Annotated in this window: 20 protein-coding genes and 1 tRNA gene; 8 read left to right on the top strand and 13 right to left on the bottom strand. The window is 64.7% G+C overall.

From position 1 onward, the window contains the following. Window positions 1-38: 38 nt before the first annotated feature. Together EDF58_RS03760 and EDF58_RS03755 are read right to left on the bottom strand one after the other, a co-directional pair. Window positions 39-1,067, bottom strand: a complete 1,029-nt coding sequence (locus tag EDF58_RS03760; protein WP_132262778.1) for an SPOR domain-containing protein — start codon at window positions 1,065-1,067, stop codon at window positions 39-41. Continuing rightward, the gene (locus EDF58_RS03755) at window positions 1,051-2,139 is read right to left on the bottom strand and encodes a lytic murein transglycosylase (protein ID WP_132262777.1); all 1,089 of its coding nucleotides are present in this window, start codon (window positions 2,137-2,139) and stop codon (window positions 1,051-1,053) included. The genes EDF58_RS03760 and EDF58_RS03755 overlap by 17 nt, the downstream gene beginning before the upstream one ends. Before the next feature lie 186 nt (window positions 2,140-2,325). On the opposite strand from EDF58_RS03755, the gene EDF58_RS03750 reads away from it, so the two are divergent. The 6 genes from EDF58_RS03750 to EDF58_RS03725 all read left to right on the top strand — a co-directional run bounded on the left by EDF58_RS03750 (window position 2,326) and on the right by EDF58_RS03725 (window position 8,057). After that, window positions 2,326-2,415, top strand: a tRNA-Ser gene (locus tag EDF58_RS03750). Between the two features lie 184 nt (window positions 2,416-2,599). After that, a complete protein-coding gene (locus EDF58_RS03745; RefSeq protein WP_132264102.1) occupies window positions 2,600-3,448 on the top strand; it encodes a TIGR03620 family F420-dependent LLM class oxidoreductase in 849 nt (282 codons plus the stop codon). Window positions 3,449-3,549: 101 nt separating this feature from the next. Next, complete coding sequence (locus EDF58_RS03740; RefSeq protein ID WP_165921325.1) at window positions 3,550-4,476, top strand: patatin-like phospholipase family protein; 927 nt, start codon at window positions 3,550-3,552, stop codon at window positions 4,474-4,476. A gap of 140 nt (window positions 4,477-4,616) precedes the next feature. Then, window positions 4,617-4,745: an entericidin A/B family lipoprotein gene (locus EDF58_RS03735; RefSeq protein ID WP_132264101.1), complete on the top strand. Its 129-nt coding sequence runs from the start codon at window positions 4,617-4,619 to the stop codon at window positions 4,743-4,745. Between the two features lie 528 nt (window positions 4,746-5,273). After that, window positions 5,274-6,650, top strand: coding sequence for a metallophosphoesterase family protein (locus EDF58_RS03730; protein ID WP_132262773.1), 1,377 nt, complete (start codon window positions 5,274-5,276; stop codon window positions 6,648-6,650). Window positions 6,651-6,905: 255 nt separating this feature from the next. Then, the gene (locus EDF58_RS03725) at window positions 6,906-8,057 is read left to right on the top strand and encodes a sulfotransferase (RefSeq protein ID WP_132262772.1); all 1,152 of its coding nucleotides are present in this window, start codon (window positions 6,906-6,908) and stop codon (window positions 8,055-8,057) included. 61 nt (window positions 8,058-8,118) lie between these two features. Here EDF58_RS03725 and EDF58_RS03720 read toward each other — a convergent pair whose 3' ends face one another. From EDF58_RS03720 to acs, 5 genes are all read right to left on the bottom strand, one after another. Then, complete coding sequence (locus tag EDF58_RS03720) at window positions 8,119-9,213, bottom strand: AI-2E family transporter (RefSeq protein ID WP_132262770.1); 1,095 nt, start codon at window positions 9,211-9,213, stop codon at window positions 8,119-8,121. Between the two features lie 151 nt (window positions 9,214-9,364). Next, on the bottom strand, window positions 9,365-9,643 hold the full coding sequence (locus EDF58_RS03715; protein ID WP_132262768.1) for a hypothetical protein: 279 nt from the start codon (window positions 9,641-9,643) through the stop codon (window positions 9,365-9,367). Between the two features lie 132 nt (window positions 9,644-9,775). Further along, complete coding sequence (locus tag EDF58_RS03710; RefSeq protein WP_243654060.1) at window positions 9,776-10,786, bottom strand: transporter; 1,011 nt, start codon at window positions 10,784-10,786, stop codon at window positions 9,776-9,778. A gap of 33 nt (window positions 10,787-10,819) precedes the next feature. Beyond that, complete coding sequence (locus EDF58_RS03705) at window positions 10,820-12,439, bottom strand: inorganic phosphate transporter (protein ID WP_132262766.1); 1,620 nt, start codon at window positions 12,437-12,439, stop codon at window positions 10,820-10,822. A gap of 171 nt (window positions 12,440-12,610) precedes the next feature. Further along, window positions 12,611-14,560, bottom strand: coding sequence for an acetate--CoA ligase (gene acs, locus EDF58_RS03700; protein WP_132262765.1), 1,950 nt, complete (start codon window positions 14,558-14,560; stop codon window positions 12,611-12,613). Between the two features lie 270 nt (window positions 14,561-14,830). Between acs and EDF58_RS03695 the strand changes: the two genes are divergently transcribed. Further along, window positions 14,831-15,343: a GNAT family N-acetyltransferase gene (locus EDF58_RS03695; protein WP_132262763.1), complete on the top strand. Its 513-nt coding sequence runs from the start codon at window positions 14,831-14,833 to the stop codon at window positions 15,341-15,343. Between the two features lie 346 nt (window positions 15,344-15,689). Here the strand turns inward: EDF58_RS03695 and lpdA are convergent, their stop codons facing one another. The 3 genes from lpdA to EDF58_RS03680 are packed head-to-tail and all read right to left on the bottom strand — an operon-like array spanning window position 15,690 to window position 18,804. Further along, complete coding sequence (lpdA, locus tag EDF58_RS03690) at window positions 15,690-17,105, bottom strand: dihydrolipoyl dehydrogenase (RefSeq protein ID WP_132262761.1); 1,416 nt, start codon at window positions 17,103-17,105, stop codon at window positions 15,690-15,692. A 4-nt stretch (window positions 17,106-17,109) separates the two neighbouring features. Continuing rightward, window positions 17,110-17,448, bottom strand: a complete 339-nt coding sequence (locus EDF58_RS03685) for an acyl-CoA thioesterase (protein ID WP_132264097.1) — start codon at window positions 17,446-17,448, stop codon at window positions 17,110-17,112. A 42-nt stretch (window positions 17,449-17,490) separates the two neighbouring features. Beyond that, the gene (locus tag EDF58_RS03680; protein ID WP_132262760.1) at window positions 17,491-18,804 is read right to left on the bottom strand and encodes a pyruvate dehydrogenase complex dihydrolipoamide acetyltransferase; all 1,314 of its coding nucleotides are present in this window, start codon (window positions 18,802-18,804) and stop codon (window positions 17,491-17,493) included. A gap of 166 nt (window positions 18,805-18,970) precedes the next feature. Between EDF58_RS03680 and EDF58_RS03675 the strand changes: the two genes are divergently transcribed. Further along, window positions 18,971-19,426 (top strand): universal stress protein, encoded by a 456-nt coding sequence (locus EDF58_RS03675; protein WP_086490535.1) that lies wholly within the window; start codon window positions 18,971-18,973, stop codon window positions 19,424-19,426. A 74-nt stretch (window positions 19,427-19,500) separates the two neighbouring features. On the opposite strand, the gene rnr is transcribed toward EDF58_RS03675, so the two are convergent. The 3 genes from rnr to EDF58_RS03660 all read right to left on the bottom strand — a co-directional run bounded on the left by rnr (window position 19,501) and on the right by EDF58_RS03660 (window position 24,302). Further along, on the bottom strand, window positions 19,501-21,753 hold the full coding sequence (gene rnr, locus EDF58_RS03670) for a ribonuclease R (protein ID WP_207912807.1): 2,253 nt from the start codon (window positions 21,751-21,753) through the stop codon (window positions 19,501-19,503). Window positions 21,754-21,841: 88 nt separating this feature from the next. Next, window positions 21,842-22,717 (bottom strand): sulfite exporter TauE/SafE family protein, encoded by an 876-nt coding sequence (locus EDF58_RS03665; RefSeq protein WP_207912806.1) that lies wholly within the window; start codon window positions 22,715-22,717, stop codon window positions 21,842-21,844. Window positions 22,718-22,949: 232 nt separating this feature from the next. After that, the gene (locus EDF58_RS03660; RefSeq protein ID WP_132262756.1) at window positions 22,950-24,302 is read right to left on the bottom strand and encodes a M20/M25/M40 family metallo-hydrolase; all 1,353 of its coding nucleotides are present in this window, start codon (window positions 24,300-24,302) and stop codon (window positions 22,950-22,952) included. Window positions 24,303-24,343 lie beyond the last annotated feature (41 nt).

The raw sequence follows: 24,343 nt of genomic DNA, 5'->3' as shown, positions 1-24,343 counted from the left end.
CAGGACGGGCGCGGTGGCGTGCGCGAAACGACCCTTTATCAATCCGCGCGCTGGATTCGTGCGTCGCTATACCCTGCTGCCTTGGCCTTCTCCAGCGCTGCGGCAGCTTGTGCACGGTTTGCGAAGGGCCCCATCTGGACGCGCCAGAACTTGCCGCCCTTGGTCACGCTGGCGCCAAGCTGACTGGCGGACTTGCGGGCATTCGCCTCGACGGAGAAAGCCCCTACCTGGACCACTTCGCTGCCCTTTCGAGCCGGCTTGTCGGTTGTGGTCACGGCTTTTGCAGGAGGTGCGGAAACGGCAGGTGTTGGGCGCGAAGCTGGTGCGCTTGGCCGGGGCTTCGGGGCAGGCACGGGGGCCACGAAAGGCGCAGGAGACGCCGGAGCGGCTTTGCGCGGCGGCAGTTTCGGTTCCGCGCCAGCCACCTGCGGGGCGGCGGGAGCAGCCTGCTCCGCTGGGGTCAGCGCTTTCGGATTTGGTGCTTTCGGCATCGTCGGCGGCGTTGAGGGCGGCGGCAGCAGCGGCGATTGCTCCGCCAGCTTGCGGCGGAGAACCTTGAGCAGGCCTTCCGGGGTCTCCATGCGTGCGGGAACCGGGGTGCCGCTACGCAGGGCGGCCCGCTCGACTTCCGGCGGATTAACCCTGCGGACGCGGATGGCAGAACGCGCGCCGGACGCCAGTCCGAGTTGCGCGGCCGCCTCGGGCGCCAGTTCCAGCAGCGCGTCGTTGGTCATGGGACCGCGGCGTTCGAGCCGGACGAGGATGGTCCGGCCGCTGCCCAGCGCGGTCACTTCCACATAGCTGGGCAGAGGCAGCGTCTTGTGCGCCGCGGTAACCCCCGTGCCGTCGCCGACTTGTGCATAGCCTACCGCGTCGTAATTCAGCTGGTCGACGGGCGTCCAGGTGACGGCGCCGATGGTGAACGGCTCGCCCACGACGACGGGGTAATCCGCAGCGGGTCCGGTTATCCGCGCCGGTGCGCTCTCACTGCCCTGCGCCGGAGCGGCCAGGGAAGCGGTCAGAAACAGCGCTGCGAGCGGCAGGGCATGGTTAACGGGCAATCTCATCTGCAAGCAACCCCACGGACAGTGCGTAGTAGTTCGAGCAGTTGTACTGGAGGATCACCCGATAATTACCGGTTAACAGATAGGCCGGCGTACCGGGACCGTCGGGCTGGAACAGCGAGGTCAGCACCGAATCTCCGATCGGTCGCTGCGCGGTTACGCCCAGGGCGCGCCATTCGGAAACGGTCTTCCATTGGCCGTGACGGGCGTGGACCCGGTCGCACGTCGGCGCGGCGAGCTTGCTGGCGTAGGCATTGGCGTTGAAGCCGGACGGCAGGGAGGCCGGAACGCCCCAGGGTTGCCCGGGACGCCAGCCGGAATCGCGGAAATAGTTGGCAATCGAGGCGATCGTATCGGCCGGGCTGGTGAAGATGTCGCGCGTGCCGTTGCCGTCACCGTCCACGGCCAGGCGCAAGTAGACGCTTGGCAGGAACTGGGGATAGCCGAAGGCCCCTGCCCAGCTTCCCTTGAGGCGATACGGGGGCACGCCCTGGTCCACCATCTTCAGCAGCGCGACCAGTTCGCCTTCGAACAGCCCGCGGCGGCGGCCTTCCCAGGCAAGCGTCGCCAGCGATCGTGCCAGGTCGAAGTCGCCGACATAGCTGCCGTAATTGGTTTCATGCCCCCAGATCGCGAAGAGCACCGGTGCCGGTACGCCGTAACGCCGCTCTATGCTGGGGAGGATGCCGGAAAGCTCCGCATAGCGGGAACGCCCGCGGGCGATGATGCTGGAGCCGACATGTTGCGCGATATAAGGCGCGACAGGAGGCGGCGTGGTGGAGCGGCTCGGCTGCGCCGAATCGAGTTCGATAACCCGTTGATTCGGAACCAGTCCGGTAAGAACCCTCGAAATCGTCGCATCGCTGACACCCTCGCGGCGAGCCCGCGCGCCAACCGTTTGCAGGTAGGCCTGGAAGGTCTGGCCCGCCACGGTCTGCGGCGCGGCGCTTTGATAGGCGCTTTGGCCGATGTCCTGCACGACGGGCTGCGCATCCACCGAAGCGGTCGGCAACATGGCCAGAGCGACGACAAGAAGAGGATGGCGCAAGGGACGTAGCTTCAGGGAGACAGTCATCCCCGCAAATCTTGCACAATGCGGCGGCGTTGCAAATGGCTGGCGTGCATCCCCCGTGGACAGTCACCGCAAGCGAGCAGCCTTCCGTCCCGATCGCGTGACCTGCCGCACCGGAAACGGATTGGCCGGACCGCTGCAGTCGACACTTGCAAGCCGCTCCGATTGCGCTATGCGCTCTCGCGGTAAGGACAGGTGGCCGAGTGGTTTAAGGCAGCGGTCTTGAAAACCGCCGTGGGTGCAAGCTCACCGTGGGTTCGAATCCCACCCTGTCCGCCATCCCCCCCCAAGACTGCCGCCCATCAGGCGCCGCGCCAGCGTGACGCGGGCATCCCTCGTTCCCGAACGGGACGCTGATACCGCTCGGGCGTTGAAGACCCTCCTCGAACCTAGCGCGATCTCCCTTATGAGGAAGGCAATGGCGCAATGCAGTGTTCCGCGCCGGCAGCTTGGGAGAGCGCCAATGCCTTCGCTTGGACGGATCGGCGTATGGTCCATGGAATTGCGGTTCGGCGACGCTGGCCAGGCCGCCCTCGCGGCGGCGGAACTCGACGAAATGGGCTATGGAACCTTGTGGATCCCGGGCGGCATCGGCGGGGATGTCACGGGCGATATCGAACGGCTGCTCGATGCCACGCGGCATGCGACGATAGCCACCGGCATTCTCAATATCTGGAAGCACGATCCCGAGGAGATCGCTGCCTGGTGGAACGGGCTGGCGGATGGGCGGAAAGAGCGGGTGTTTCTCGGGCTCGGCGTTAGCCATTCCCATATCGTGGGTGAGGCTTACGTACGGCCGCTGACGGTGATGTCCTCCTATCTAGACCGTCTGGATGACGCCGGCCTGCCTGAAGAAGCGCGCTGTCTGGCGGCGCTGGGTCCAAAGATGCAGGCCCTGGCACGCGACCGATCCGCGGGCAGCCACCCTTATCTCGTATCGCCAGAGCATACCCGGTCGGCCCGGGAGGCGCTCGGTCCGGGGCGCATTCTGGCGCCTGAACAAGGTGTGGTTCTGGACGAGGATCCGGCAAGCGCCCGCGAAAAGGCGCGTGGCGCGCTTTCGCAATATGTGCAGTACCCCAATTATCGCAACAGCTGGCAGAGGCTCGGGTTCAGCGTGGCGGAGATCGATGCGCTGGACGATCGTCTGGTGGACAGCCTGTTCGCATGGGGCGACGTGGCCACGATCAAGGCGCGGCTCGAAGACCATTGGGCCGCGGGTGCGGACCATGTCTGCATTCAGGCCGTGACTGGAAAAGGTCTCGATATCGAAGCGTCGATGGAAGTCTGGAGGGCTGTCGCAGCCGGGTGACGAGCCATCTTTCCTGATGCGCCCCGCGGCCAGTCATAATATCATGGCGGCCTTCCTCGCGGATCAGGAGAGACGCGGTGCCATCCAGACTTGCGATAGTATTGAGCGGCGGCGGCGCGAAGGGAGCGTTTCAGGTCGGCGTTCTTGATGCCTTGATGACGAAGCATGGCGTTAAACCTGCCATCGTGGTGGGCACCTCCACCGGCGCAATTCAGGCCCTTGCCGCTGCGCAGGACGATATTCCGGGGCTGCTCGACGTATGGCTCGGACTGCGCGGCGATCAGGATATCTTCAGGAAGCGCGGCGGCGTGGCGGGCGCGGTCCTGTTCGGAGAGAAGGCAATCTACGACGCGGCACCTCTCCGGCGCCTTCTCAAGCAGTTCGCCGATCCTGCGAAGCTTGCCGCGTCGGGTGTCGACCTGCGGCTCGGGGTGGTGAACCTTCAGAGCGGGGAGTTCAGGACGATCGACAAGACCGTCCCGAACATCGAAAACTGGGTCTATGCCAGTTGCGCGATGCCGGTGTTTTTCGATCCGCTCCAGACCAGCGACAAACAACAATGGGTCGACGGGGGCGTAAGAGACGTCACCCCGCTGGGAGCGGCGCTCGAACTCAACCCCACGGGCGTCATCGTCATTCGGGCTTCGCCTGCCAGCGGTTCCCCTTCGACAAGGAAATACGGCGGCCTGATCGACATCGGGCTGCGCGCCGTGAACCTCCTGCAGTCCGAAGTCTCCCGGAACGACCTCATGAACACGTCGCTGATCAACGATATCCTCGCGGCGCGTGACCAGATGTTCACCGCGCTGGAGGCCAGCGGAACGCCTGCCAACGAAGCGGCCCGGTTGCTGCTTCCGTTGGACAACCAGATATCCCGATACCGCTTCGCACAAGTGCGGGTAATCGAGCCCCGCGAAGAGTTCTCCGACACGCTGGAGTTCGATCCCGCCAAGATCCGCCGCGCGATCGAGGCGGGCCGTGCCGCCGTTGAGGAGCAATGGCCGGCCATTCAGGCACTGGTCAGCTGAAATTGCCCTGTTTCAAGCCGGCGGAAGGTACTGTCCGATCAAAATTTCACATTCGATCGAAAGTACCGGAACCCGGGGGATTTTAGAGGTTTGATCCTTCTCGCAGCCACGAAGGCTGCCTGAGAACCGGAAACATGAAGATGAAGAAAATAATCATTGCCATTATCGCGGGAAGCGTCGTGATGTCTGTGGCTGCCTGCAATACCGTCAAAGGCGCTGGCCGCGATGTGCAGTCCGTGGGTCAGGCTGGCGAAGACGCTATCAAGTAAAAATTGGGATGAAATAAGGATGGGCATGACCATGTACCGATGTCCTGATTTCATCTCGAATTACAAGGTTGATCCAAGCGTCGTGAACGATCGGGGGCGACAACGCTCCTGATCGTTCACCGCGGAATAGACTGGCCTCTTGAAGTAAAGACCGTGCGGCGTTGTTTTCAGGAACATTCAGCCCCTAGACTGATCTGAAGCCTGCGCTGCGTATCTCCGGCCGCCGGTTTCACGGGCGCGTTCCCCCAGTTATCCGAGAAGGATGGCAGGAAACTGGCGCAAGTGTCATGCAACCGTCATTTCCTTGGCCAAGTAGCCCCGTGAGAGCCGGCGTCGTCGGCAAACAGCCTCATGAGCGGACCGTGATCCTCTGGAGATGGGCCGAGGTCGGCCCGCTGCCGCCCTGCCCCATGCCTGATGTCACACGGCCGGGCCGCGCGCCGCTATTTCCGGAGCCATCGAACCATGCCATCCATGCCCCGCCCCTGCCTTGCTACCGCACTGGCGCTTTGTATCGCACAGCCCGTCATGGCCCAATCTCCGGCGGTACACTCTGGATCTCCAGCCGCGCAGCAGGCGGTTCCGCGCTCGGCAGGCACGCCCTATGCCTCGCGTAATCTGCCCGATCGGATCATGTTGACCCCCGCAGCCGACCCCAGCACCGGCATGGCCGTGGCCTGGCGCACCGATGTCGCGCAGACCGCCAGCGAGGCGCAGATCGCTATCGCCGTGGACGGGCCGACGCTGGAAGAGAAAGCGGTTCTTGTGACCGGCACGCCGGGTGTGGCCAAGGACAGCGCCAATGGTCCGGCGCTCTACCACCAACTCCGCTTCGAGAAACTGACGCCCGACACCGTCTATGCCTACCGCCTCAAAGGCAGCGCCGGCTGGACGGAATGGATGCAGTTCCGCACCGCCTCCGCAGAGGCGAAGCCGTTCCGGTTCCTCTATCTCGGCGATATCCAGAATGGCATCCTGGCGTACGCCAGCCGGGTGATCCGTCAGGCATTCCATGCCAATGGCGAGATCGAACTGGTGCTCCACGCAGGAGACCTCGCCGCCCAGCGCGACGATCTCGATCATGACGATGAGTGGGGCGAATTCAATCAGGCCGGCGGCTACAATTGGAGCATCGTTCCCCAGTTGCCCGCCACCGGCAACCACGAATATGTCGACGTGGCACTGCCCAACGGGGCGGAGAGCCGCAAGCTCGGCCCTTATTGGCCCCTGCAGTTCGCGCTGCCTGCGAATGGCGCGCCGGGCGTGAAGGCCACGACCTACTTCGTCGATTATCAGGGTGTGCGCTTCATCGTGCTGGACGGCACGTCCGCGATCGATCTGGGCACCATGGCGCAGCAGACCCGCTGGCTGGACGAGACCCTCGCCTCCAGCAAGGCGAAGTGGAATGTCGTGCTGTTTCACCAGCCGGTCTTCACTTGCGCTCGCCCGCAGGACACCTCGGAGATCAAGCAGGCCTGGAAGCCGGTATTCGACAGCCGCAAGGTCGACCTCGTCCTGCAGGGCCACGACCATTGCTACAGCCGCCTGACCTCGGAAGCAGGGCGAGAGGCGTCCGCAGCCATGCGCAAGGACGGCAAAATCCAGGGGCCGGTCTATCTGGTGTCGGTAACGGGCGCCAAGATGTACGGCCTGAACGATCGCGCCCGCACGCAGCCCGACAAGACGGCCGAAGCGACCGAACTCTATCAGGTCGTGGATGTTTCAGGCGACACCCTGAAGTTCCGCACCTTCACGGCTTCGGGCAAGCTCTATGACGGCTTCGACCTTGAGCGCCGGACGGACGGCAATCACCTGATCGACATTGCAGAGCCCACGATTGCCGTGCGGACTTGCCTTGGCAACGTCGGCCCCGACGGCGGCAAGTGCGTGGCACGCGGCAAGTAAGTGCCAGTGAAGCCGGGACATCGGTTCGGTTCGATGTTCCGGCTGACCGAGCCACCTTCTCGACGCACAGGCATCCCGCAGGAGCGGCGCAATATGGCCTGATCTCCATAACGCGGCCAGATCGCGATGTAGCGGCCGATTGCCGTCGGCGCCGCGCCGCAACAGACTTCCCGGCAAGAGAAGTGGCGCAAAACGCCATGGTCCGGTCGATGCGACTATCCGGCGACCGGTGCCCGAAGCAATGGGAGAGCTTGGATGACACTGGCCGAAACGATCGTCTCCGGCGCGCGCGAGCGCTCGGGGAACACCACTTGGGACGACGCCGAAATCCGCGAGCCGCTGCGGATCCTGACCGAAGCGATCGAGGGCGAGGCGAACCTGACCGACATGGGCCTTGCCGTGTTCACCCGCAATGCCACCGAATACCTCGCCAATCGCATGCGGGTGGAGGACTGGCTGGTCCGCCATCCCGAGATCCTGGACGCCCCGGTTGAAAAGCCCACGTTCGTATTCGGCCTGCCCCGCACCGGGACGACCCTGACGATCAACCTGCTCAACGAAGACCCGGCGCGCCGCTGTTTCCTGCGGTGGGAGGCCTTCGCCTCGACCCCGCCGCCGAGGCCGGAGGAGTTCCACGCCGGGCCGCGCTACGAGGCGGCGCAGGCGCAGATCGACCATTCGCTGAAAGTCATGCCGCACATTTCGGCGATTCATCACGAGGATGGCGACAGTCCGTGCGAATGCCAGTTCTCAATGGCGCCGAGCTTCGTATCGCAAGTATTTGATTCCCAATATAACATTCCGAGTTATCATCGCTGGTTTCTGGATGAGGCGGACTACCTGCCCGCCTTCCGCCACCAGAAGCGCCTGCTGCAACTTCTCCAATCGCAGGCGCCCGGCCGCTGGACGCTGAAGAACCCGTGGCATCCGCTCTATCTGGACGCGCTAACCGAAGTCTATCCAGACGCCCGTCCGGTGATGACGCACCGGGACCCGGTGGAAGTGGTGGGCTCCGCCTGCAGCCTGGTGTGGAACGTGCGGCGCATGTTCAGCGAGAGCGTGGACCGCGCGGCGATCGGCCGCGACATGGTGGAGACGTTCGTGGTCATGATCGCCCGGCAGAACGATTTCCGCAGACGCCATGGCCGCAACGCGATCCATGACGTGCTCTACACCGAACAGCTTCGCGACCCGCTGGGCACGATGCGCCGCCTCTACGCGCATTTCGGCGAGGAACTGAGCGGCGAAGCGGCCGCAAACATGCAGCGCTACCTGGACGACAAGCCCAAGGACCGCTTCGGCAAGCACAGTTACGATCTGGCCGACTACGGCCTCACCGCTGGAGAAATCCGCGAGCGCTTCGCCGACTACTGCGCCGATTTCGACGTGGCGATGAGCCCCGCCTGAAAGGCCGCCCTGCGCCTCCGGTCTAGCTTCGCCGGCGGCGCAGGGCGGCCTTCAGCGGCGCCTAGCCCGGTCGCGGCTCGACCCACTGCCGCCAGACGAGCAGCAGCGCGGCCATGATGACGGGGCCGATGAAGAGCCCGACCAGCCCAAGTTCGGCCAGTCCACCGAAAGCGCCGATCATGGCGAGCAGGAATGGCAGTTTTACCGCGCTGCCGATCACGGCCGGTTGCACGACGTTGTCGCCAACGGTCATCACCGTAACGCCGAAGCCGAACAGCAGGCACCCGGCCAGAACATGGCTGGTGCCGATCAATATGAGACTGGCCAGACCAAAAGCGGCCCAGGCGCCGAAAGGCACCAGGGCCAGCGCAATCGTGAAAGTCCCGAACAGCAGCGGCTGCGGCACGCCGGCCACGGCGTAGGCGATCCCCAGGATGCCGCCTTCCAGCACCGAGACGAGGACCGTGCCGTTGACGGTCGCCCGAACGGCTCCGACCATCCGCTCCAGGAAGTCGCCCCCGAAAACGCCGAACATCCGTATCGACACCTCGCGGGCCTGCCGGCCGATCAGCATGCCGCGGGAAAGCAGGGAGACCAGGGCGAACAAGGTGACCAGGAACAACGCGGATTCCCGGGCCACTTCGCTGCCGATCGACCGCGTCCAGGTGAGGATCGAGCTTGCGCTGAAAGAGCCGAGCAAGGCGTTTGCAGCCTGGGGATTGCCGATATGCTGCTGCCAGTAGAGCGCGGCACGGTTTCCGATCAACGGCAACGATGGCAGCCACGCCGGCATCGGAATGCCGGTTTGCTGGACCTCTTGGAGCCAGTGCATCGCCGCTTGGCTTTCCTGCATCAGCGTGACCGCAGCCAGCGAAAGCGGCCCTATGACGACCAGTGCGGTTACCACCGCAAAGCCTGTCGCAAGCCACCCAGGGTGATTCGGGAACCGCTGAAGCGCGCGCCGGTAAAGTGGCCATTCGGCCATGGCGATAACGGCGGCCCAGGCAAGAGGCGTCAGGAATTCACGCGCCATCCAGATCGCCAGCACGGCGATCAGGGCCGTCAGGCAAAGCTGCCGCGTCCTGACGCCGGCAGGTTCTGTCATGGAAGCGGGCGCGTCATGAGCAGGCGGATCTTCGGATAGTGCCTCGCTCATGACATCGCTCTATCCTCGCAGGCACCGCGGACCATTATCTCTCCCGGTGCAGCGACAGCCGAACCGTGAGGCCTGCCCGGCCGATCTGGACAGTCAGGCCAGATACGACCCGGCCCTTCCGATATCGGCCATCGGCGGCCTGGCGCGAGGCCTAGCCGTTTCCGGCGGGTTTCATGCTGCCGATAGCGGCATCGATCATGACCTGCCACGCGTCATGCGCGTCGCTGTTCCCTACCGAGTGCCCGCGCTCGTGTTCCAGCAGCTTGTGGCCCGCCTCGCACATCACGGGGGTGGGGACGCGAAGCGCCCGAATGACGGTGCGGACGTTCTCTCTCAATTGTTCCTGTGCATCCGGCGTGAGACGGTGGAATTCGTCACCGTCATGCTGCGCCTTGGCCAGCGCTTGTGCGGCTCGTTCGATCAGCGGCATCCAGCTCTCCCTTTCTTGCAATTTCGAGACAGGCTATCACGGCCCGCGGTTCGCACAACAGGGTTTGCGACGGGCGCCACGATGAAATTTCGCGCAAGGGAAAGCCTGGCAAGCAAGGCGGGGGCGCCCTGCTCAGCGGCGCATGAAACCCATCCAGCGCAGCAGCAGATAAGTGGCGATGGCCGCTCCGCCGGCGATGAGCGTGGCGTGGATGGTGCCATAAGGGCCGTTCGCGAAAGGAAGGCCGCCGGTGTTCATGCCGAAGATCCCGGTCACGAGCGTCGCCGGAAGCATCAGCGCGGTGATGATCGAGAGAATATAAAGATTCTGGTTGGTCCGCTGCGATTCCTGGATGTCGAGTTCCTCGCGCAGCAGGCGAAGCTGCGACTGGACGCCGAGCACATCCCCGTCGAGCGACTGGATGCGCTGGGCGATCTTCTCGACGGTCGGTAGCAGCACCTCGGGAAGGTCTTCGTCCTTTTCGAGACGCTGGAACACGCCGCGCATGCCCGAGATGATCCGCTGGATCTGTGCCAGGCGGCGGCGGATGCCGATGAGGTCGCGCGCCTTGGGCGGATCGCGGGCGTCGAGAAACATATCCTCGACATGCTGCACTTCGGCGCTGAGCGCGCGGCAGATGTCGGCGATGTTCTCGCTGATGGCGCCCACCAGCATTTCAAGCGCCTGGGATTCTCCGAAGTCCCCCATCCAGCGCGACAGGCGATTGCGCACGATGTCTGCCGAGCGGATTGGATGGAGCCGGGCCGTAATCATCAGCCCGGGCATCAGCGCCATGCGCAGCCCGCCGACGCGCGCCGTGTCTGCCACGTCGAAGTCCCGCTCGAAATCATGCAGTACGCAGGCCACGGTTTCGCCCTCGACCAGGGCGCGCTGGTGCGTGTCAGCGGAAAGGAGCAGCTCGCGGGCGGCCGGCGCCAGGGTGTCGAACTGCTCGATCCAACGCCGCGTGCGCTGATGCGCGAGATTGAGGTGAAGCCAGCGAAACCGCCCCTCCGGCGGGACCTCGCAGTCGGTAATGGCAAAAGCGCCGTCGGGGGTGGCATCCATGCCGCAGATCAGGCCGGGCCCCATGCCACCATGCGCCGGTTCCACCGGGATCAGTCCCGGCGCCTCTTTCGCCATGCAGTCTCTCCGTCTTTACGGATCGGAAGACTATCAGAATATCTGCGCAAAGATCATGTAGAGAACGCCGGCCATCACGATCGAGACCGGAAGCGTGAGAACCCAGGCCATGAGCAGGTTGCGGATCGTGCTCATCTGCAAGCCCGAGCGGTTCGCCGCCATCGTGCCCGCGACGCCCGATGACAGGACGTGCGTGGTGGAGACCGGCAGGCCGAGGTGGTCCGCGCCGAGAATGGTGCCCATGGCGACCAGTTCGGCGGCCGCGCCCTGCGCGTAAGTCAGGTGCGTCTTGCCGATCTTCTCGCCCACGGTGACGACGATGCGGCGCCAGCCCACCATCGTTCCCAGGCCCAGCGCAAAGGCGACGGCAATCTTCACCCAGGTCGGGATGAAGCGGGTGCCCGCGTCCAGCGAGGTCTTGTAGGTGGCGAGCGTCTTCTGCGCGCCTTCCGAAAGCGCCTCGGGCTTCTGCTTGCCCAGCCCCTTGATGGCTTCGGAAGCGAGATACATGTCATTGCGGATGTTGCTGACCGCGGCCGCCGGAACCTTGGCGAGCGAGCCGTACTGGCCGACTTGCGCATCCACGTCGTGGACCAGGACCGAAAGTGCGGGAAGCGTGGCCGGCGTGAACGTCTTTTCGGCGATATAAGTTGTCACCTGACGGCGCGCCTCGGCCGGATTGACGCCCTGCGCCTCGACGCTGCCGGTGCTGCTGCCGACCAGGGCGGTTTCGGCGGCGATCGACTGGGAGTGGAACTCCGCCATGTAGCGTTCCGGCACCGCGCGGTTCAGGGCATAGGCAGTGGGAACCGTCCCGATCAGGATCAGCATGATCAGGCCCATGCCCTTCTGGCCGTCGTTCGAGCCATGCGCGAAGCTGACGCCCGTGCAGGTGAAGATCAGCAATGCCCGGATCCAGAGCGGCGGCGGCAGGCCGTCCTTGGGTTCTTCATAGAGTTCGCGCTTGCGGATGAGCACGCGCATGGCGAGGAACAGCAGGGCTGCCACGCCGAAGCCGATCAGCGGCGAGAACAGCAGCGCCTGGCCGATTTCGGCCGCCTTGCTCCAGTCCACGCCGGCCGTTCCGCTCTTGCCGTGCATCATGGCATTGGCCACACCGACACCGATGATCGAGCCGATCAGCGTGTGCGAACTGGAAGAGGGAATGCCGAGCCACCAGGTCGCGAGGTTCCACAGGATCGCCGCCAGCAGCAGCGCGAAGACCATGGCGAAACCCGCGCTGGAGCCCACTTGCAGGATCAGTTCGACCGGCAGCAGCGATACGATGCCGAAGGCCACGGCGCCCGTCGAAACGAGCACACCCAGGAAGTTGAAGAAGCCCGACCATACCACCGCGACATTGGCGGGCATGGCATTGGTGTAGATCACCGTGGCCACCGCATTGGCGGTATCGTGGAAGCCGTTCACGAACTCGAAGCCGAGGGCGATCAGCAGGGCGATGAACAGCAACACGAACGGCAGATAAGTGGTCGGCTCCACGCCGACGGCCGCCGCATCCGTGTAGACGCTGTAGGCGACATAGCCGATGGCGGCGATGATGGCGGCACCGAAGCCGATCTTTCCTGCGGCGCCCAGTCCTTTCTCGAGATCGGGTCGGGTACTGGCCGGGGTTGCCGCTAGGGTCGCGTTCATGGATTCGCCTCAGTTACGTGAGGGAAACCTTACGTACCTTCCATGACACAAATGCTGCGTGCCGCTTCGACGCGGCCAGGATTTCCCCGCTTGCTTGCCGATTGACCAGTTGCCGGCGCTGTCAGGGCCGCATGTTGGGTCCTGACAGCGCCTAGGAGCAGCACTTGCCCGTCAGGCCGTCGCGGGTTGCGGGCGGTTGGCGATCAGATTGTCGACGACGGAGGGATCCGCCAGGGTCGAGGTATCGCCCAGGTTCGAGAAATCGTTCTCGCCGATCTTGCGCAGGATACGGCGCATGATCTTGCCGGAACGGGTCTTGGGCAATCCGGGCGCGAACTGGATCACGTCGGGCGTGGCGATCGGACCGATCTCGTGGCGAACCCATTTGATCAGTTCGCGGCGGAGATCCTCGTCAGGCTCGATTTCGGCATTGCACGTGACGAACGCGTAGATGCCCTGCCCCTTGATCTCGTGGGGCATGCCGACGACCGCGGCTTCGGCCACGGCCGGATGGGCGACGAGCGCGGATTCGACTTCCGCCGTGCCCATGCGGTGCCCCGATACGTTGATGACGTCGTCGATCCGGCCGGTGATCCAGTAGTAGCCGTCCTCGTCCCGGCGGCAGCCGTCGCCGGTAAAATAAGTGCCGGGGAACGTAGAGAAATAGGTCTGGAAGAAGCGTTCATGATCGCCCCAGACGGTGCGCATCTGGCCGGGCCAGCTATCGGCGATGACGAGGCAGCCATCAGCCGCCCCTTCCAGAACGCCGCCCTCGTTGTCGAGCAGGACCGGCTTCACCCCGAACAGCGGCTTGCTGGCCGAACCCGGCTTGAGCGCGGTTGCGCCCGGCAGCGGGGTGATCATGGCGCCGCCGGTTTCCGTCTGCCACCAGGTGTCGACGATGGGGCAGCGCCCCTCACCCACGACGTCGTGATACCAGGACCAGGCCTCGGGATTGATCGGTTCGCCGACGGAGCCGAGCAGTCTCAGGCTCTGGCGCGAGGTTTGCTTCACCCAGTCGTCACCCTCGCGCATCAGAGCCCGCAGTGCGGTGGGCGCGCCGTAGAAGATCTCGACCTGGAACTTGTCGACCACCTGCCAGAAGCGGCTCGGATCGGGAAAATTGGGCACGCCTTCGAACATCACCGTGGTCGCGCCGTTCATCAGCGGCCCGTAGACGACGTAGGAGTGGCCGGTGACCCAGCCGATGTCCGCCGCGCACCAGTAGATCTGGCCGGGTCGATAGTCGAAGACGTATTCGTGCGTCATCGAAGCCCAGACCGAATAGCCACCGGTCGTGTGCAGCACGCCCTTGGGCTTGCCGGTGGAACCGGACGTGTAGAGGATGAACAGCGGATCCTCGGCATTCATCTCCTCGGGGGGGCAATCGGCCGACTGCTCCGCCACGGCCGAGGCCCAGTCGATGTCGCGTCCCTCGACCATCGGCACGTCGGCGCCGGTGTGGCTGAGGACAATGACCGTCTCCACGCCCGGGCAGGCCTTTAGCGCCTCGTCGACATTGGCCTTGAGTGCGATCTTCTTGCCGCCGCGCAGCCCCTCGTCGGATGTGAGGACGATGCGGCTGTCGCAGTCCTGGATACGGCCGCCCAGCGCGTCGGGCGAGAAGCCGGCGAAGACGATGGAATGGATCGCGCCGATCCGCGCACAGGCCAGCATGGCGACCGCGGCTTCGGGCACCATCGGCAGGTAGATGGTCACGCGGTCTCCGCGCTCGACTCCGCGGGCCTTCAGCAGGTTGGCGAAGCGGCAGACAGACCCGTGAAGTTCACGGTAGGTGATGCGGCGTTCCGGGTTCTTCGGATCGTCCGGTTCCCAGAGGATAGCCACGGCGTCGCCGCGCTCGGCAAGGTGACGGTCGAGGCAGTTCGCGGAGAGATTGAGCGTACCGTCAGTGAACCACGAGATGCCGAAGTCCGCCTCGTGGAAGCTGGTCTGCTTGACCACGCTGAACGGCTTGATCCAGTCGATCCGCCGTGCTTCCTCCCGCCAGAAACCTTCGGGATCTTCCAGCGAACGGGCGTACATGTCCTGGTAGCGCGCCTCGTCGATCAGGGCGTTCTTGGCCCACTCGGTGGGCACGGGATAGATGGCCTCGGCCATGATGTCCTTCTCCTCTTGCCGGTATCCTCTCCGGCAGATTTCGTTCCCGGCGGGCCTGGAAGCCGCCGTTTCCCCGCCACATTAACCGATGTTCGCCGGAGCGCCACTGTCTTCCGGCGACTTGTCTCGGCAGCGGGACATAAGCGGCACGCTGTGTTAGCCTTCGCGCGTCTACCGGGCGGCGCGATGATCTCGATCAAGGCCGTGCGTGCTAGAAAGGCTTAGAAATCCGACACGAACCAGCCCCGATACAGCCGGAGTTCTCGATCCATGTCCCTCAATGACGCCATCACCCTGCCCACCCGATCCGGGATCGCCCTCGACGTTCGCCCGGCGCGGGAAAGCGATGCCGAGGCACTGGCACAGTTCTTCGAGCAGGTGACCGAAGACGATCGCCGCTTCCGGTTCTTCGCGGCCGCGGACCGGGTGAGCCCGCAGCAGATCGCGCCGATCGTCAAGGCGGATCACTACCAGACCGAATCGTGGCTGGGCTTCTCCGACCAGGGGCAGATCGTGGCTTCGGGCGTACTGGCTTATGACGACCAAGGCGATACCGGCGAAGTGGCGATCTCGGTCCGCGGCGATCACAAGGGCAAAGGCGTGGGCTGGGCCATGCTCGATTTCCTGGGCAACCAGGCGGAGAAGCGCGGGTGCAAGCGGGTGATCGCCATCGAAAGCCGGGAGAACAGCGCCGCGATCGAAGTAGAACGCGACAAGGGTTTCCTTCCGGAACCGTTTTTTGGCGATCCTACGCTGGTGCTGCTGTCGAAGTCTTACGATTGAGGGAGGCGCAGCTTTTCGCTGCGGCTTATCGCCAAGTTCCCGCTCGCATTGAAATCTCGTGATGCCCGCGAAGGCGGCGTCCGCGCTTTTCTTTAGAGCACGCAAAGACGTGGAGGCGTAGAGAAGTGGAGGCGTAGAGAAGTGGCGCCCCCTCCCCTTCGTCATTGCGAGCGTAGCGAAGCAATCCAGAGTCGCGCAAAGCCGCTCTGGATTGCTTCGCTACGCTCGCAATGACGAAAATGGGTTTGAAAGTGTGAATCTCCCTGCGTTTGAACTGGAAGCACGCACAAAAAAGGGCGGGCCCGCGAGGACCCGCCCTTTTCAATTTTACGTCCGGGCCGAAGGCTCAGATGTGGATGGCGCGTCCGTAAGCGGCCAGCACCGACTCGTGCATCGCTTCCGAGATCGTCGGATGCGGGAACACGGTCTGCATGAGTTCCGCCTCGGTGGTCTCCAGCGTCTTGCCGACGACATAGCCCTGGATCATCTCGGTCACTTCCGCGCCGATCATGTGGGCACCGAGCAGTTCGCCGGTCTTGGCGTCGAACACGGTCTTCACGAAACCTTCCGGCTCGCCCAGCGCGATCGCCTTGCCGTTGCCGATGAACGGGAACGTGCCGGCCTTGACGGTGTAGCCTGCTTCCTTGGCCTTCTCTTCGGTCATGCCGACCGAAGCGATCTGCGGGTGGCAGTACGTGCAACCCGGGATGTTGTTCCGGTCGAGGCCGTGCGGGTGCACGTCCTTGTTCCCGAGTTCCTTGGCGATCGATTCGGCAGCGGTCACGCCTTCATGGCTGGCCTTGTGGGCGAGCCAGGGTCCGGGCGTGCAGTCGCCGATGGCCCAGATGCCGGCGGCATTGGTGCGGCCATAGTCGTCGATCTGGATGAAGCCGCGGTCGGCCTTGATGCCGAGCGCTTCCAGACCGATTTCCTCGGTGTTGGGCACGATGCCCACGGCCGAGATGACGTGGCTGAAATCGTGTTCGGCGACTTTACCGTCCTTGCCCTTGATCTTGGCCTTCACGCCCTTGTCGTTGGCGGTGATCGCCTCGACGCCGGCGCCGGTCAGGATCTTCATGCCCTGCTTGGTGAGGGCCTTTTCGAGGAACGCGGAGACGTCCTTGTCCTCTACCGGCACGATCCGGTCGAGCATTTCGACGACGGTGACGTCAACGCCCATGTCGTTGTAGAAGCTCGCGAATTCGATGCCGATGGCGCCCGAACCCATGACCAGCAGCTTGGTCGGCATCTCGGCCGGGGTCATCGCGTGGCGATAGGTCCAGATACGCTTGCCGTCGGCCTTGGCGAAGGGCAGTTCGCGGGCACGCGCCCCGGTGGCGACGATGATGTGCTTGGCGGAGACTTCGGCGGTCTTGCCGTCCTTGTCGGTCACCGCCAGCTTGCCCTTGGCCACCAGCTTGCCGGTACCCATGTGGACGGTGATCTTGTTCTTCTTCATCAGGTGCGTGACACCGGCGTTGAGCTGGGCTGCAACGCCGCGCGAACGCTTGACGATGGCGGCGAGGTCGGCGGTGATGTTGTCCGCGGCCAAGCCGTAGTTCTTGGCATGCTGCATCTGGTGGAACACCTCGGCCGAGCGCAGCAGCGCCTTGGTCGGGATGCAGCCCCAGTTGAGGCAGATGCCGCCGAGCAGCTCGCGCTCGACGATGGCGGTCTTCAGGCCCAGCTGGGCGGCGCGGATGGCCGCGACATAGCCGCCGGGGCCCGAACCGAGGACGATGACGTCGTAGGTATCAGCCACTGTCTTACTTCTCCTGATCGATGGCGCGCGGTTGACCGAATTCGTTCACCGCGACGAAAGTGAACACGGCCTGCGTCACTTTCACTTCTTCCTCTTCGTGCCGATGCCGGCGCCAGGCTTCGATGGCGATGGTCAACGAAGTCCGGCCCACGCGCTGGATCTCGCCGTAGACCGAGACTTCGTCACCTACCTTTACGGGCAGGTGGAACTGCATCCCGTCCATCGCCACCGTCACCGCGCGTCCGCGCGAGCGACGGGCGGCGACGAGGCCGGCACCCATGTCCATCTGGCTCATCAGCCAGCCGCCGAAGATGTCTCCGTAGGCATTGGCGTCGGCCGGCATGGCAGTGACCCGGATCACCGGGTCACGTCGTGTCTCGGTCACTTAGGCGACCATGCCCAGCGGCGTTTCGATGTATTCGCGGAATGCGGCCATCAGGCGGGCACCGTCGGCACCGTCCACCGCGCGGTGGTCGAAGCTGCCGGTTGCGCTCATGACGGTGGCGACGCCCAGCGAATCGTCGGGCATGACCCACGGACGCTTCTCGCCCGCGCCCACGGCGATGATCGTCGCCTGCGGCGGGTTGATCACGGCGGTGAACTGCTTGATGCCCATCATGCCCATGTTCGAGATCGAGGCGGTGCCGCCCTGATACTCGCCCGGCTGCAGCTTGCCTTCCTTGGCGCGCTTGCCGAGATCCTTGGTCGCCTTGGCGATTTCGGAGAACGACTTGCCGTTGGCGTTCTGAACGATCGGGGTGATCAGACCGCCCGGGATCGAGACGGCGACCGATACGTCGGCGCGCGCATACTTGATCAGCTCGTTACCGGCGAAGGTCACGTTGCACTCCGGCACGTCGATCAGAGCGCGGCCGAGGGCCTTGATCAACATGTCGTTGACCGAGACCTTCACGCCCTGCTTTTCGAGCATGGAGTTGATCTCGGCGCGCAGGGCCATGAGCTTGTCGAGGCGCACGTCCACGGTGAGGTAGATGTGCGGCGCTTCCTGCATCGACTGCGTCAGGCGGCGCGCGATGACCTTGCGCATGCCCGACAGCTTCTCGACCGAGTGCGGGATGCGGTCGTCGAGCAGCGCGCGGGTTTCCGCCGCCATCTCGACAGCCGGGGCCTTGGCTTCGGCCGAACCGGCGGCGGGAGCAGGTGCTGCGGCGGCAGGCTTGGCCGGCGCGGACTTGGCGCCTTCCACGTCGGCGCGCACGATACGGCCGTTGGGGCCGGAGCCCTTCACGGCAGCGAGGTCGACGCCCTTGTCTGCGGCGATCCGCTTGGCGAGCGGCGAGGCGGCAATACGGCCTTCCTTCGAAGCGGCAGGCGCAGGAGCGGAGGCGGCAGGCGCAGGTGCGGCAGCCTTCGGCGCTTCGGCCTTGGCTTCCGTGGGCGCCTTGGCAGGAGCGGAAGCAGCAGCCGGTGCAGCCGAAACGGCGCTGGCGTCTTCGCCTTCACCGGCGAGAATGGCGATCACGGTTCCGACCTTCACGCCGTCGGTACCTTCGGCAATCAGGATCTTGCCGATCGTGCCTTCGTCGACGGCTTCGAACTCCATCGTGGCCTTGTCGGTCTCGATCTCGGCCATGATATCGCCGGAGCTGACGGTGTCGCCTTCCTTAACCAGCCATTTTGCCAGTTTTCCCTCTTCCATAGTGGGGGACAGGGCGGGCATCTTGATGTCGATTGGCATGGAAGCTTGTGTGTCCCTTGTTTTCCTTGGGGAGGTATGCGGGGTCCGCCTTTCCTTGGACAAGTTGGCGCGCGCGCACAAGCGCCTTTACGATCCTTTTTTCGCATTCGTGATGGCTTGCACCATGACCTGAATAGCCCGATAAGCCCGCATCGAGAGGAAACCCATGCGCATCTACCTGGTCATCGTGGACGAAACGGAAGAGGCGCTGGTGGCCTTGCAATTCGCCGCGCGCCGCGCCGCGAAGACCGATGGCGCGCTGCATCTTCTCGCCGTGGTTCCACCCCAGCCGTTCAATGCTTTCGGAGGGGTCCAGGCCACCATCGAGGAAGAGGCCCGCGCCCGCGCCGAGACGCTGGTGACGGCCGCTGCCGGAAACCTTTTATCACAAGGCGCTAAGATGCCGGTCATCTCCGTTCGCATGGGAGAAGACATCAAGATCGTGCGCGAATACCTGAAAGAGCACGGAGAGGTTTCGGCCCTCGTGCTCGGCGCTGCCAAGGAGGGCGGACCGGGGCCGCTCGTCACGCACTTCACCGGCGCCGGACTGGGGCAGATGCCCTGCCCGGTCTTCGTAATCCCCGGTACCCTCGACGCCGAAGCGATCGAGCGCCTGAGCTGATACCGCGAAGCCTATCGTTCGCCTGAGAAGGCCGCCGTCCCGGATCGGGTCCGGGACGAACAAGCCTTGAATCGCTACTTCTTCTTGCACCCCTGGTGCCGGATATTCCCCGGTCGGCCGCGGGGCGAGACGAAGTGCTTGCCCTTCTTCTTCAGGGGCTGCGGCCGGCCGCGCGGTTCGATGCGGCCGCCGCCTTCTTCCAGTTCGAACTTGAGTGCACCGGTCAGCGGATTGGCTTCCGCCAGTCGCAGCCGCAGGATCTGGCCCATGGCATAGGCGGTGCCGCTGCTCTCGCCTTCCAGGACTTGCGCCTTTTCGTCATAGCCGAAGCGCTCGTCGCCCAGGGTCGAGACCGGCACGAGGCCGTCGCCGCCCAGGCCGATGATCGTGGCGAAGAAGCCGAACTTCCGCACGCCAGTGATGCGCGTGTCGAACACTTGGCCCACGCGGCCCGAGAGCCAGGCGGCGACATAGCGGTCGATGGTTTCGCGCTCGGCTTCCATCGCCCGGCGTTCGGCCTGGCTGATGGCATCGCTGACCCGGCCCAGATCGTCACGGTCGCGTTCGGAAAGGCCCGAGGTGGCCGGGATGTCGCCCTGCGGTCGGGGCTGCTCCAGCCCATAGGCATCGACCAGCGCCCGGTGCACGAGAAGGTCGGCATAGCGGCGGATCGGCGAGGTGAAATGCGCGTAGGAAGCGAGCGCGAGGCCGAAGTGCCCTTCGTTGCGCGGACCGTAATAGGCCTGGGTCTGGCTGCGCAGCACGGCTTCCATGATGAGTGCCTTTTCGCTCTCGTCCGCGATGTCCTTGAGCATGCGGTTGAACAGGCCCGGCGTGATGACCTGCCCCAGCGAGAGATTGCGGCCGAAGGTTGCCAGATAGTCCTTGAGCGCGGTCAGCTTTTCGCGGCTCGGGGTCTCATGGACGCGGTACACGACCGGGGCCACCTTGGCCTCCAGCGCCTTGGCCGCGGCCACGTTGGCGGCGATCATGAAGTCTTCGACAACGCGGTGGGCATCGAGCCGCTCGCGGATGGCGATTTCGGTGATGCGGCCCTGCTCGTCCAGCTTCACCCGGCGTTCGGGCAGTTCGAGTTCCAGCGGGTCGCGCGCCTGGCGGGCCTCGGCCAACAGCTTCCAGCAGGCCCAGAGGTCCTGGAGATGGTGCTCCGCCCTGCCCTCGTCGATGCGGGCCTGGGCTTCCTCATAGGCGATGACTTCGTCGATCCGCACCAGCGCGCGGGTAAAGCGCCATTCGGTGACCTTGCCCTGCCCGTCCACCTTGAGATGGCAGGCCATGGCCGCGCGGTCCTCGCCCGAGCGCAGCGAGCAGACATCGGCGCTGAGCACTTCGGGCAGCATCGGCACGACGCGGTCGGGGAAATAGACCGAGTTGCCGCGGCGCCGTGCCTCGCGGTCGATCTCACCGCCCGGACGGACGTAGAAGGACACGTCGGCAATGGCGACGAGCGCGTCGAAACCGCCCTTCGCGTTAGGCTTGGCCCAGATCGCATCGTCATGATCGCGCGCGTCGGATGGGTCGATGGCGACGATGGGCAGGTGCCGCAAGTCTTCGCGCTGTTCATGGCTGAGCGGCATCTTGGCCGAAGCTTCGGCCTCGGCAATCGTCTCGCTCTCGAAATGGTTCGGAATGCCGTGCTTGTGAATGGCGATCAGGCTGAAGGCCTTGGGCGCCAATGGCTCGCCAAGCACTTCGGTGATCTTGACCGAGGGACGCGCGGAACGGCCGATCGGCTCGGCCAGCACCAGTTCGCCCTTTTCCGCACCGCCCAGGTCGGAAATCGGCGAGGAGTTACGGATGCGCTTGTCGACCGGCGCCAGCCAGGGCTTGCCTGCACCATCGATCTCGACAACGCCGAGAAGCTGCTCGGAACGCAGCATCAGCTTCTTCATCGGATAGGCACGCCATCCGGTCTGCGTTTCCTCCGTGCGCGCCAGCACCCGGTCGCCCTTCTTGAGCGCCGAACGGCCCTTCTCGATCAGGCGGATGCGCGGCGGCGGCGTGGCATCGTCGGGCGCCCAGGTGTCCGGCACGGCGATGGGCTCGCCCTCGCTCACGTCCACGACGCGCAGCACGGTAACCTTGGGCAACCCGCCCATGCGGTGAAACGCGGTCCGCTTGCCGTCGATCAGGCCTTCCTCGGCCATGTCCTTCAGCAGCGCCTTGAGCTGGATCTTTTCGTTACCCTTCAGCCCGAACGTGCGTGCGATCTCTCGCTTGCCGACGGGTTCGGCCGAGTTCTGGATGAAGTCGAGGATTTGCTCGCGCGTCGGGAGGCCAGGCTCGGGCCGGTTCTTGGGAGGCATGGTTTCCGCCATGCGCCGGAATGGCCTTCATTGCAATGGCGGCGGCATGCCGATGGGGCGATGCCGCCGCCCGGTACGCGAGAATGGTTCAGGGCTGCTTGGCCGCCGCCTCGCCCGCGATCGTCACGGCCGGCGCGGTGACGGGCACGGCATGAGGCTTTTCGCCGGCATTGGCCTTGAGGAACAACTGCCAGGAAGAAACGGCCAGAACGCAGGCCAGCAAGGGCTGGAGAATTCGGTCCGAGGCGTGGGAAGACAAGTAGCTGCCGATCACGACACCCGGGATCGAGCCGATCAGCAACACCCCCAGAAGCGGGAAGTCCACGTCGCCGATCATCCAGTGGCCGAAGCCGGCGATGAGGGCCAGCGGCACCGCATGGGCAATGTCGGAACCGACGATGCGGGCCACGGGGAGCTTGGGATAGAGTACCAGCAGCACGGTCATGCCGATGGCGCCAGCGCCGACCGAGGAAATCGAGACTGCAACGCCGATGGCGGCGCCCAGCAGCACGGTTCCCGTCAGCACCCGCGAACGGGGCTGGATCGGATCGATGTCATGGGCGAGCCTCAGCAGCCACTTGCGGCATATGACCGCAAGCGCCGTGACGCCCAGCAGCACGGCCAGCGAAACCATGATGAGGCGCTCGGTCGAATTGCCGACCTTGCCGAACCAGGAAAGCGTCGCGAGCGTCAGGATTGCTGCGGGAACGCTGCCGCAGGCCATGCGGCGCACGATGCGCCAGTCCACCGTCTCGCGCTTGCCGTGGACGGCAGAACCCGCGATCTTGGTCATGGCGGCAAAAAGAAGGTCGGTGCCGACTGCCGTCTGCGGATTTACGCCGAACAGCAGCACGAGCAGCGGCGTCATCAGCGAACCGCCGCCCACGCCCGTCAGCCCCACGAGCACGCCGACGAGCATGCCCGCAATGACGTGCAGAAAATCGAAATGCTGCGTCAGTGCCATATGTGCCCACCGTTACCCGAAATCGCCCGTTCTCCAAACTGGTGGGCTTGTGCTGTTCCCGATTGGCGACTGTCACGCCAACCCGCTGCCCGACAACAAAGATTTACTTCGCCCCGTGCCAGCAAGCCTCGCGGCGATGGCACTTGCCCGCAGAGCGGCAGTCTTCCGGATATCTGCAAAAAGATGTCCCCCATCCCTCTATCCCACCGGTAAAATTCAACCAAGGAAGGGATCAAGGCAATTGGGCAAGTGGAGTAAACCCTCCGCCCGGTACGGCTGCCGCGATCGGGCTGACGCTACCGTCGGTCGCGATGGAGCGAACGCCGAGAATCCAGTCGTCTCCGCGCAGGCCGTCCAGCTTGACGCTCGTCTCCGTGGTACGCGCCACCAGCGGCTGCGCTTCCCAGGAGGGGGCATCGGTGCGCCGCCGCCAGACGGAATAGGCCGCGGCACCGGTAACCGGCTTCCAGGTGACGTCGGTCCAGGTCTTCACCGCTGCATCGACCCTGGGGGCCGGCGGCATCGGCGCGGCGGCAAGCGCTGCCAGCGCGGCAATGTTGAGGCGCGTCACTTTGGCGAGATAGGCGAAGTCCATCTCGTCGATGGTATCGCCGTAGGTCACGCCGTTCTCGGTGCGCAGGTCCTGGTGCTGGTGGTCGTAGTCCTCGATGGCCACCGAGAAGCGAACGGCCGGATTGCCCTGTTCGAGGAAGGGCAACTGGTCTCCGCCGCGGCCCAGGCGATCGGCGCGCCAGACCTGCCTCACGGCGAAGTCGTCCTGCACTTGGCCCGCCAGTTCGGCGATGAAGCGCGAGACATTGCGTCCCGGGCTGTCGTTTTCGCCGCCGAAGCGCCGGGCGTCCGCACGGGTCTTGTCCGTGGCATCGGCGCGCGGGCCTTCGGAAAACAGCCTTACGTTCTTGTCGTCGACCAGCCCATCGGAGCCATGCGTGCCGCCGACAATGTCGTTGTTGAGCACGGCCTTGACCGTCCAGCCCTGCTTCTTAGCGTAGTCCGCCAGAAGCTTGCCGCCGTAGAGCCCCTGCTCCTCGCCGGAAAGTGCTGCGTAGACGATGGTGCCGGCAAACTTGCGCTTGGAAAGGGCACGGGCGGCTTCAAGGACGAGCGCCGTGCCGGAACCGTCGTCATTGGCGCCTGGAGCATCGCTCTTGGCATCCATCACATCGGTTACGCGGCTGTCGATATGGGCCTCGACGATCACCACTTCGTTCGGCCGCTCGGTGCCGCGCTGGATGGCGACCACATCGACCATCTTGACCGGCGCCGGAATGCGCGTGCCGCTGACCATCGCTTCTGGCATGACCACTTCGAAGCAGCCGCCGCAGGCTTTCGACGTCTTGCGGAATTCATCCGCAGCCCAGCGGCGCGCTGCGCCGATGCCGCGCCTGGGATCGGTGTCCGACGACAGCGTGTGACGGGTGCCGAAGGAGACCAGCTTGGCGACATCCGTGCGCATGCGGGCTTCGGAGACGGATGCCGTGGGCCCAGTTTCGTCCGAAGCGCTTGCCGGAAGACTGGAAAGGATCGTGGCGGAAAGAGCTGCGGCGACCAGAATCTTGTTCATGCAGGCGCTTGTCACGCCGGATAGCCGGCTTGGCAAGAGGG

Source organism: Novosphingobium sp. PhB57, assembly GCF_004342985.1.
GTDB lineage: Bacteria > Pseudomonadota > Alphaproteobacteria > Sphingomonadales > Sphingomonadaceae > Novosphingobium.
Note: the sequence above shows the minus strand (reverse complement) of the source record. Positions and strands in the feature narration are given on the sequence as shown.

What these genes read in the sequence shown, in the direction of transcription:
- EDF58_RS03760 (WP_132262778.1), bottom strand. Translation starts at nt 1,067, where the DNA reads ATGAGATTGCCCGTTAACCATGCCCTGCCGCTCGCAGCGCTGTTTCTG.
- EDF58_RS03755 (WP_132262777.1), bottom strand. Translation starts at nt 2,139, where the DNA reads ATGACTGTCTCCCTGAAGCTACGTCCCTTGCGCCATCCTCTTCTTGTC.
- EDF58_RS03745 (WP_132264102.1), top strand. Translation starts at nt 2,600, where the DNA reads ATGCCTTCGCTTGGACGGATCGGCGTATGGTCCATGGAATTGCGGTTC.
- EDF58_RS03735 (WP_132264101.1), top strand. Translation starts at nt 4,617, where the DNA reads ATGAAGAAAATAATCATTGCCATTATCGCGGGAAGCGTCGTGATGTCT.
- EDF58_RS03730 (WP_132262773.1), top strand. Translation starts at nt 5,274, where the DNA reads ATGGCCCAATCTCCGGCGGTACACTCTGGATCTCCAGCCGCGCAGCAG.
- EDF58_RS03725 (WP_132262772.1), top strand. Translation starts at nt 6,906, where the DNA reads ATGACACTGGCCGAAACGATCGTCTCCGGCGCGCGCGAGCGCTCGGGG.
- EDF58_RS03720 (WP_132262770.1), bottom strand. Translation starts at nt 9,213, where the DNA reads ATGAGCGAGGCACTATCCGAAGATCCGCCTGCTCATGACGCGCCCGCT.
- EDF58_RS03715 (WP_132262768.1), bottom strand. Translation starts at nt 9,643, where the DNA reads ATGCCGCTGATCGAACGAGCCGCACAAGCGCTGGCCAAGGCGCAGCAT.
- EDF58_RS03710 (WP_243654060.1), bottom strand. Translation starts at nt 10,786, where the DNA reads ATGGCGAAAGAGGCGCCGGGACTGATCCCGGTGGAACCGGCGCATGGT.
- EDF58_RS03705 (WP_132262766.1), bottom strand. Translation starts at nt 12,439, where the DNA reads ATGAACGCGACCCTAGCGGCAACCCCGGCCAGTACCCGACCCGATCTC.
- acs (WP_132262765.1), bottom strand. Translation starts at nt 14,560, where the DNA reads ATGGCCGAGGCCATCTATCCCGTGCCCACCGAGTGGGCCAAGAACGCC.
- EDF58_RS03695 (WP_132262763.1), top strand. Translation starts at nt 14,831, where the DNA reads ATGTCCCTCAATGACGCCATCACCCTGCCCACCCGATCCGGGATCGCC.
- EDF58_RS03685 (WP_132264097.1), bottom strand. Translation starts at nt 17,448, where the DNA reads ATGCCGGCCGACGCCAATGCCTACGGAGACATCTTCGGCGGCTGGCTG.
- EDF58_RS03680 (WP_132262760.1), bottom strand. Translation starts at nt 18,804, where the DNA reads ATGCCAATCGACATCAAGATGCCCGCCCTGTCCCCCACTATGGAAGAG.
- EDF58_RS03675 (WP_086490535.1), top strand. Translation starts at nt 18,971, where the DNA reads ATGCGCATCTACCTGGTCATCGTGGACGAAACGGAAGAGGCGCTGGTG.
- rnr (WP_207912807.1), bottom strand. Translation starts at nt 21,753, where the DNA reads ATGCCTCCCAAGAACCGGCCCGAGCCTGGCCTCCCGACGCGCGAGCAA.
- EDF58_RS03665 (WP_207912806.1), bottom strand. Translation starts at nt 22,717, where the DNA reads ATGGCACTGACGCAGCATTTCGATTTTCTGCACGTCATTGCGGGCATG.
- EDF58_RS03660 (WP_132262756.1), bottom strand. Translation starts at nt 24,302, where the DNA reads ATGAACAAGATTCTGGTCGCCGCAGCTCTTTCCGCCACGATCCTTTCC.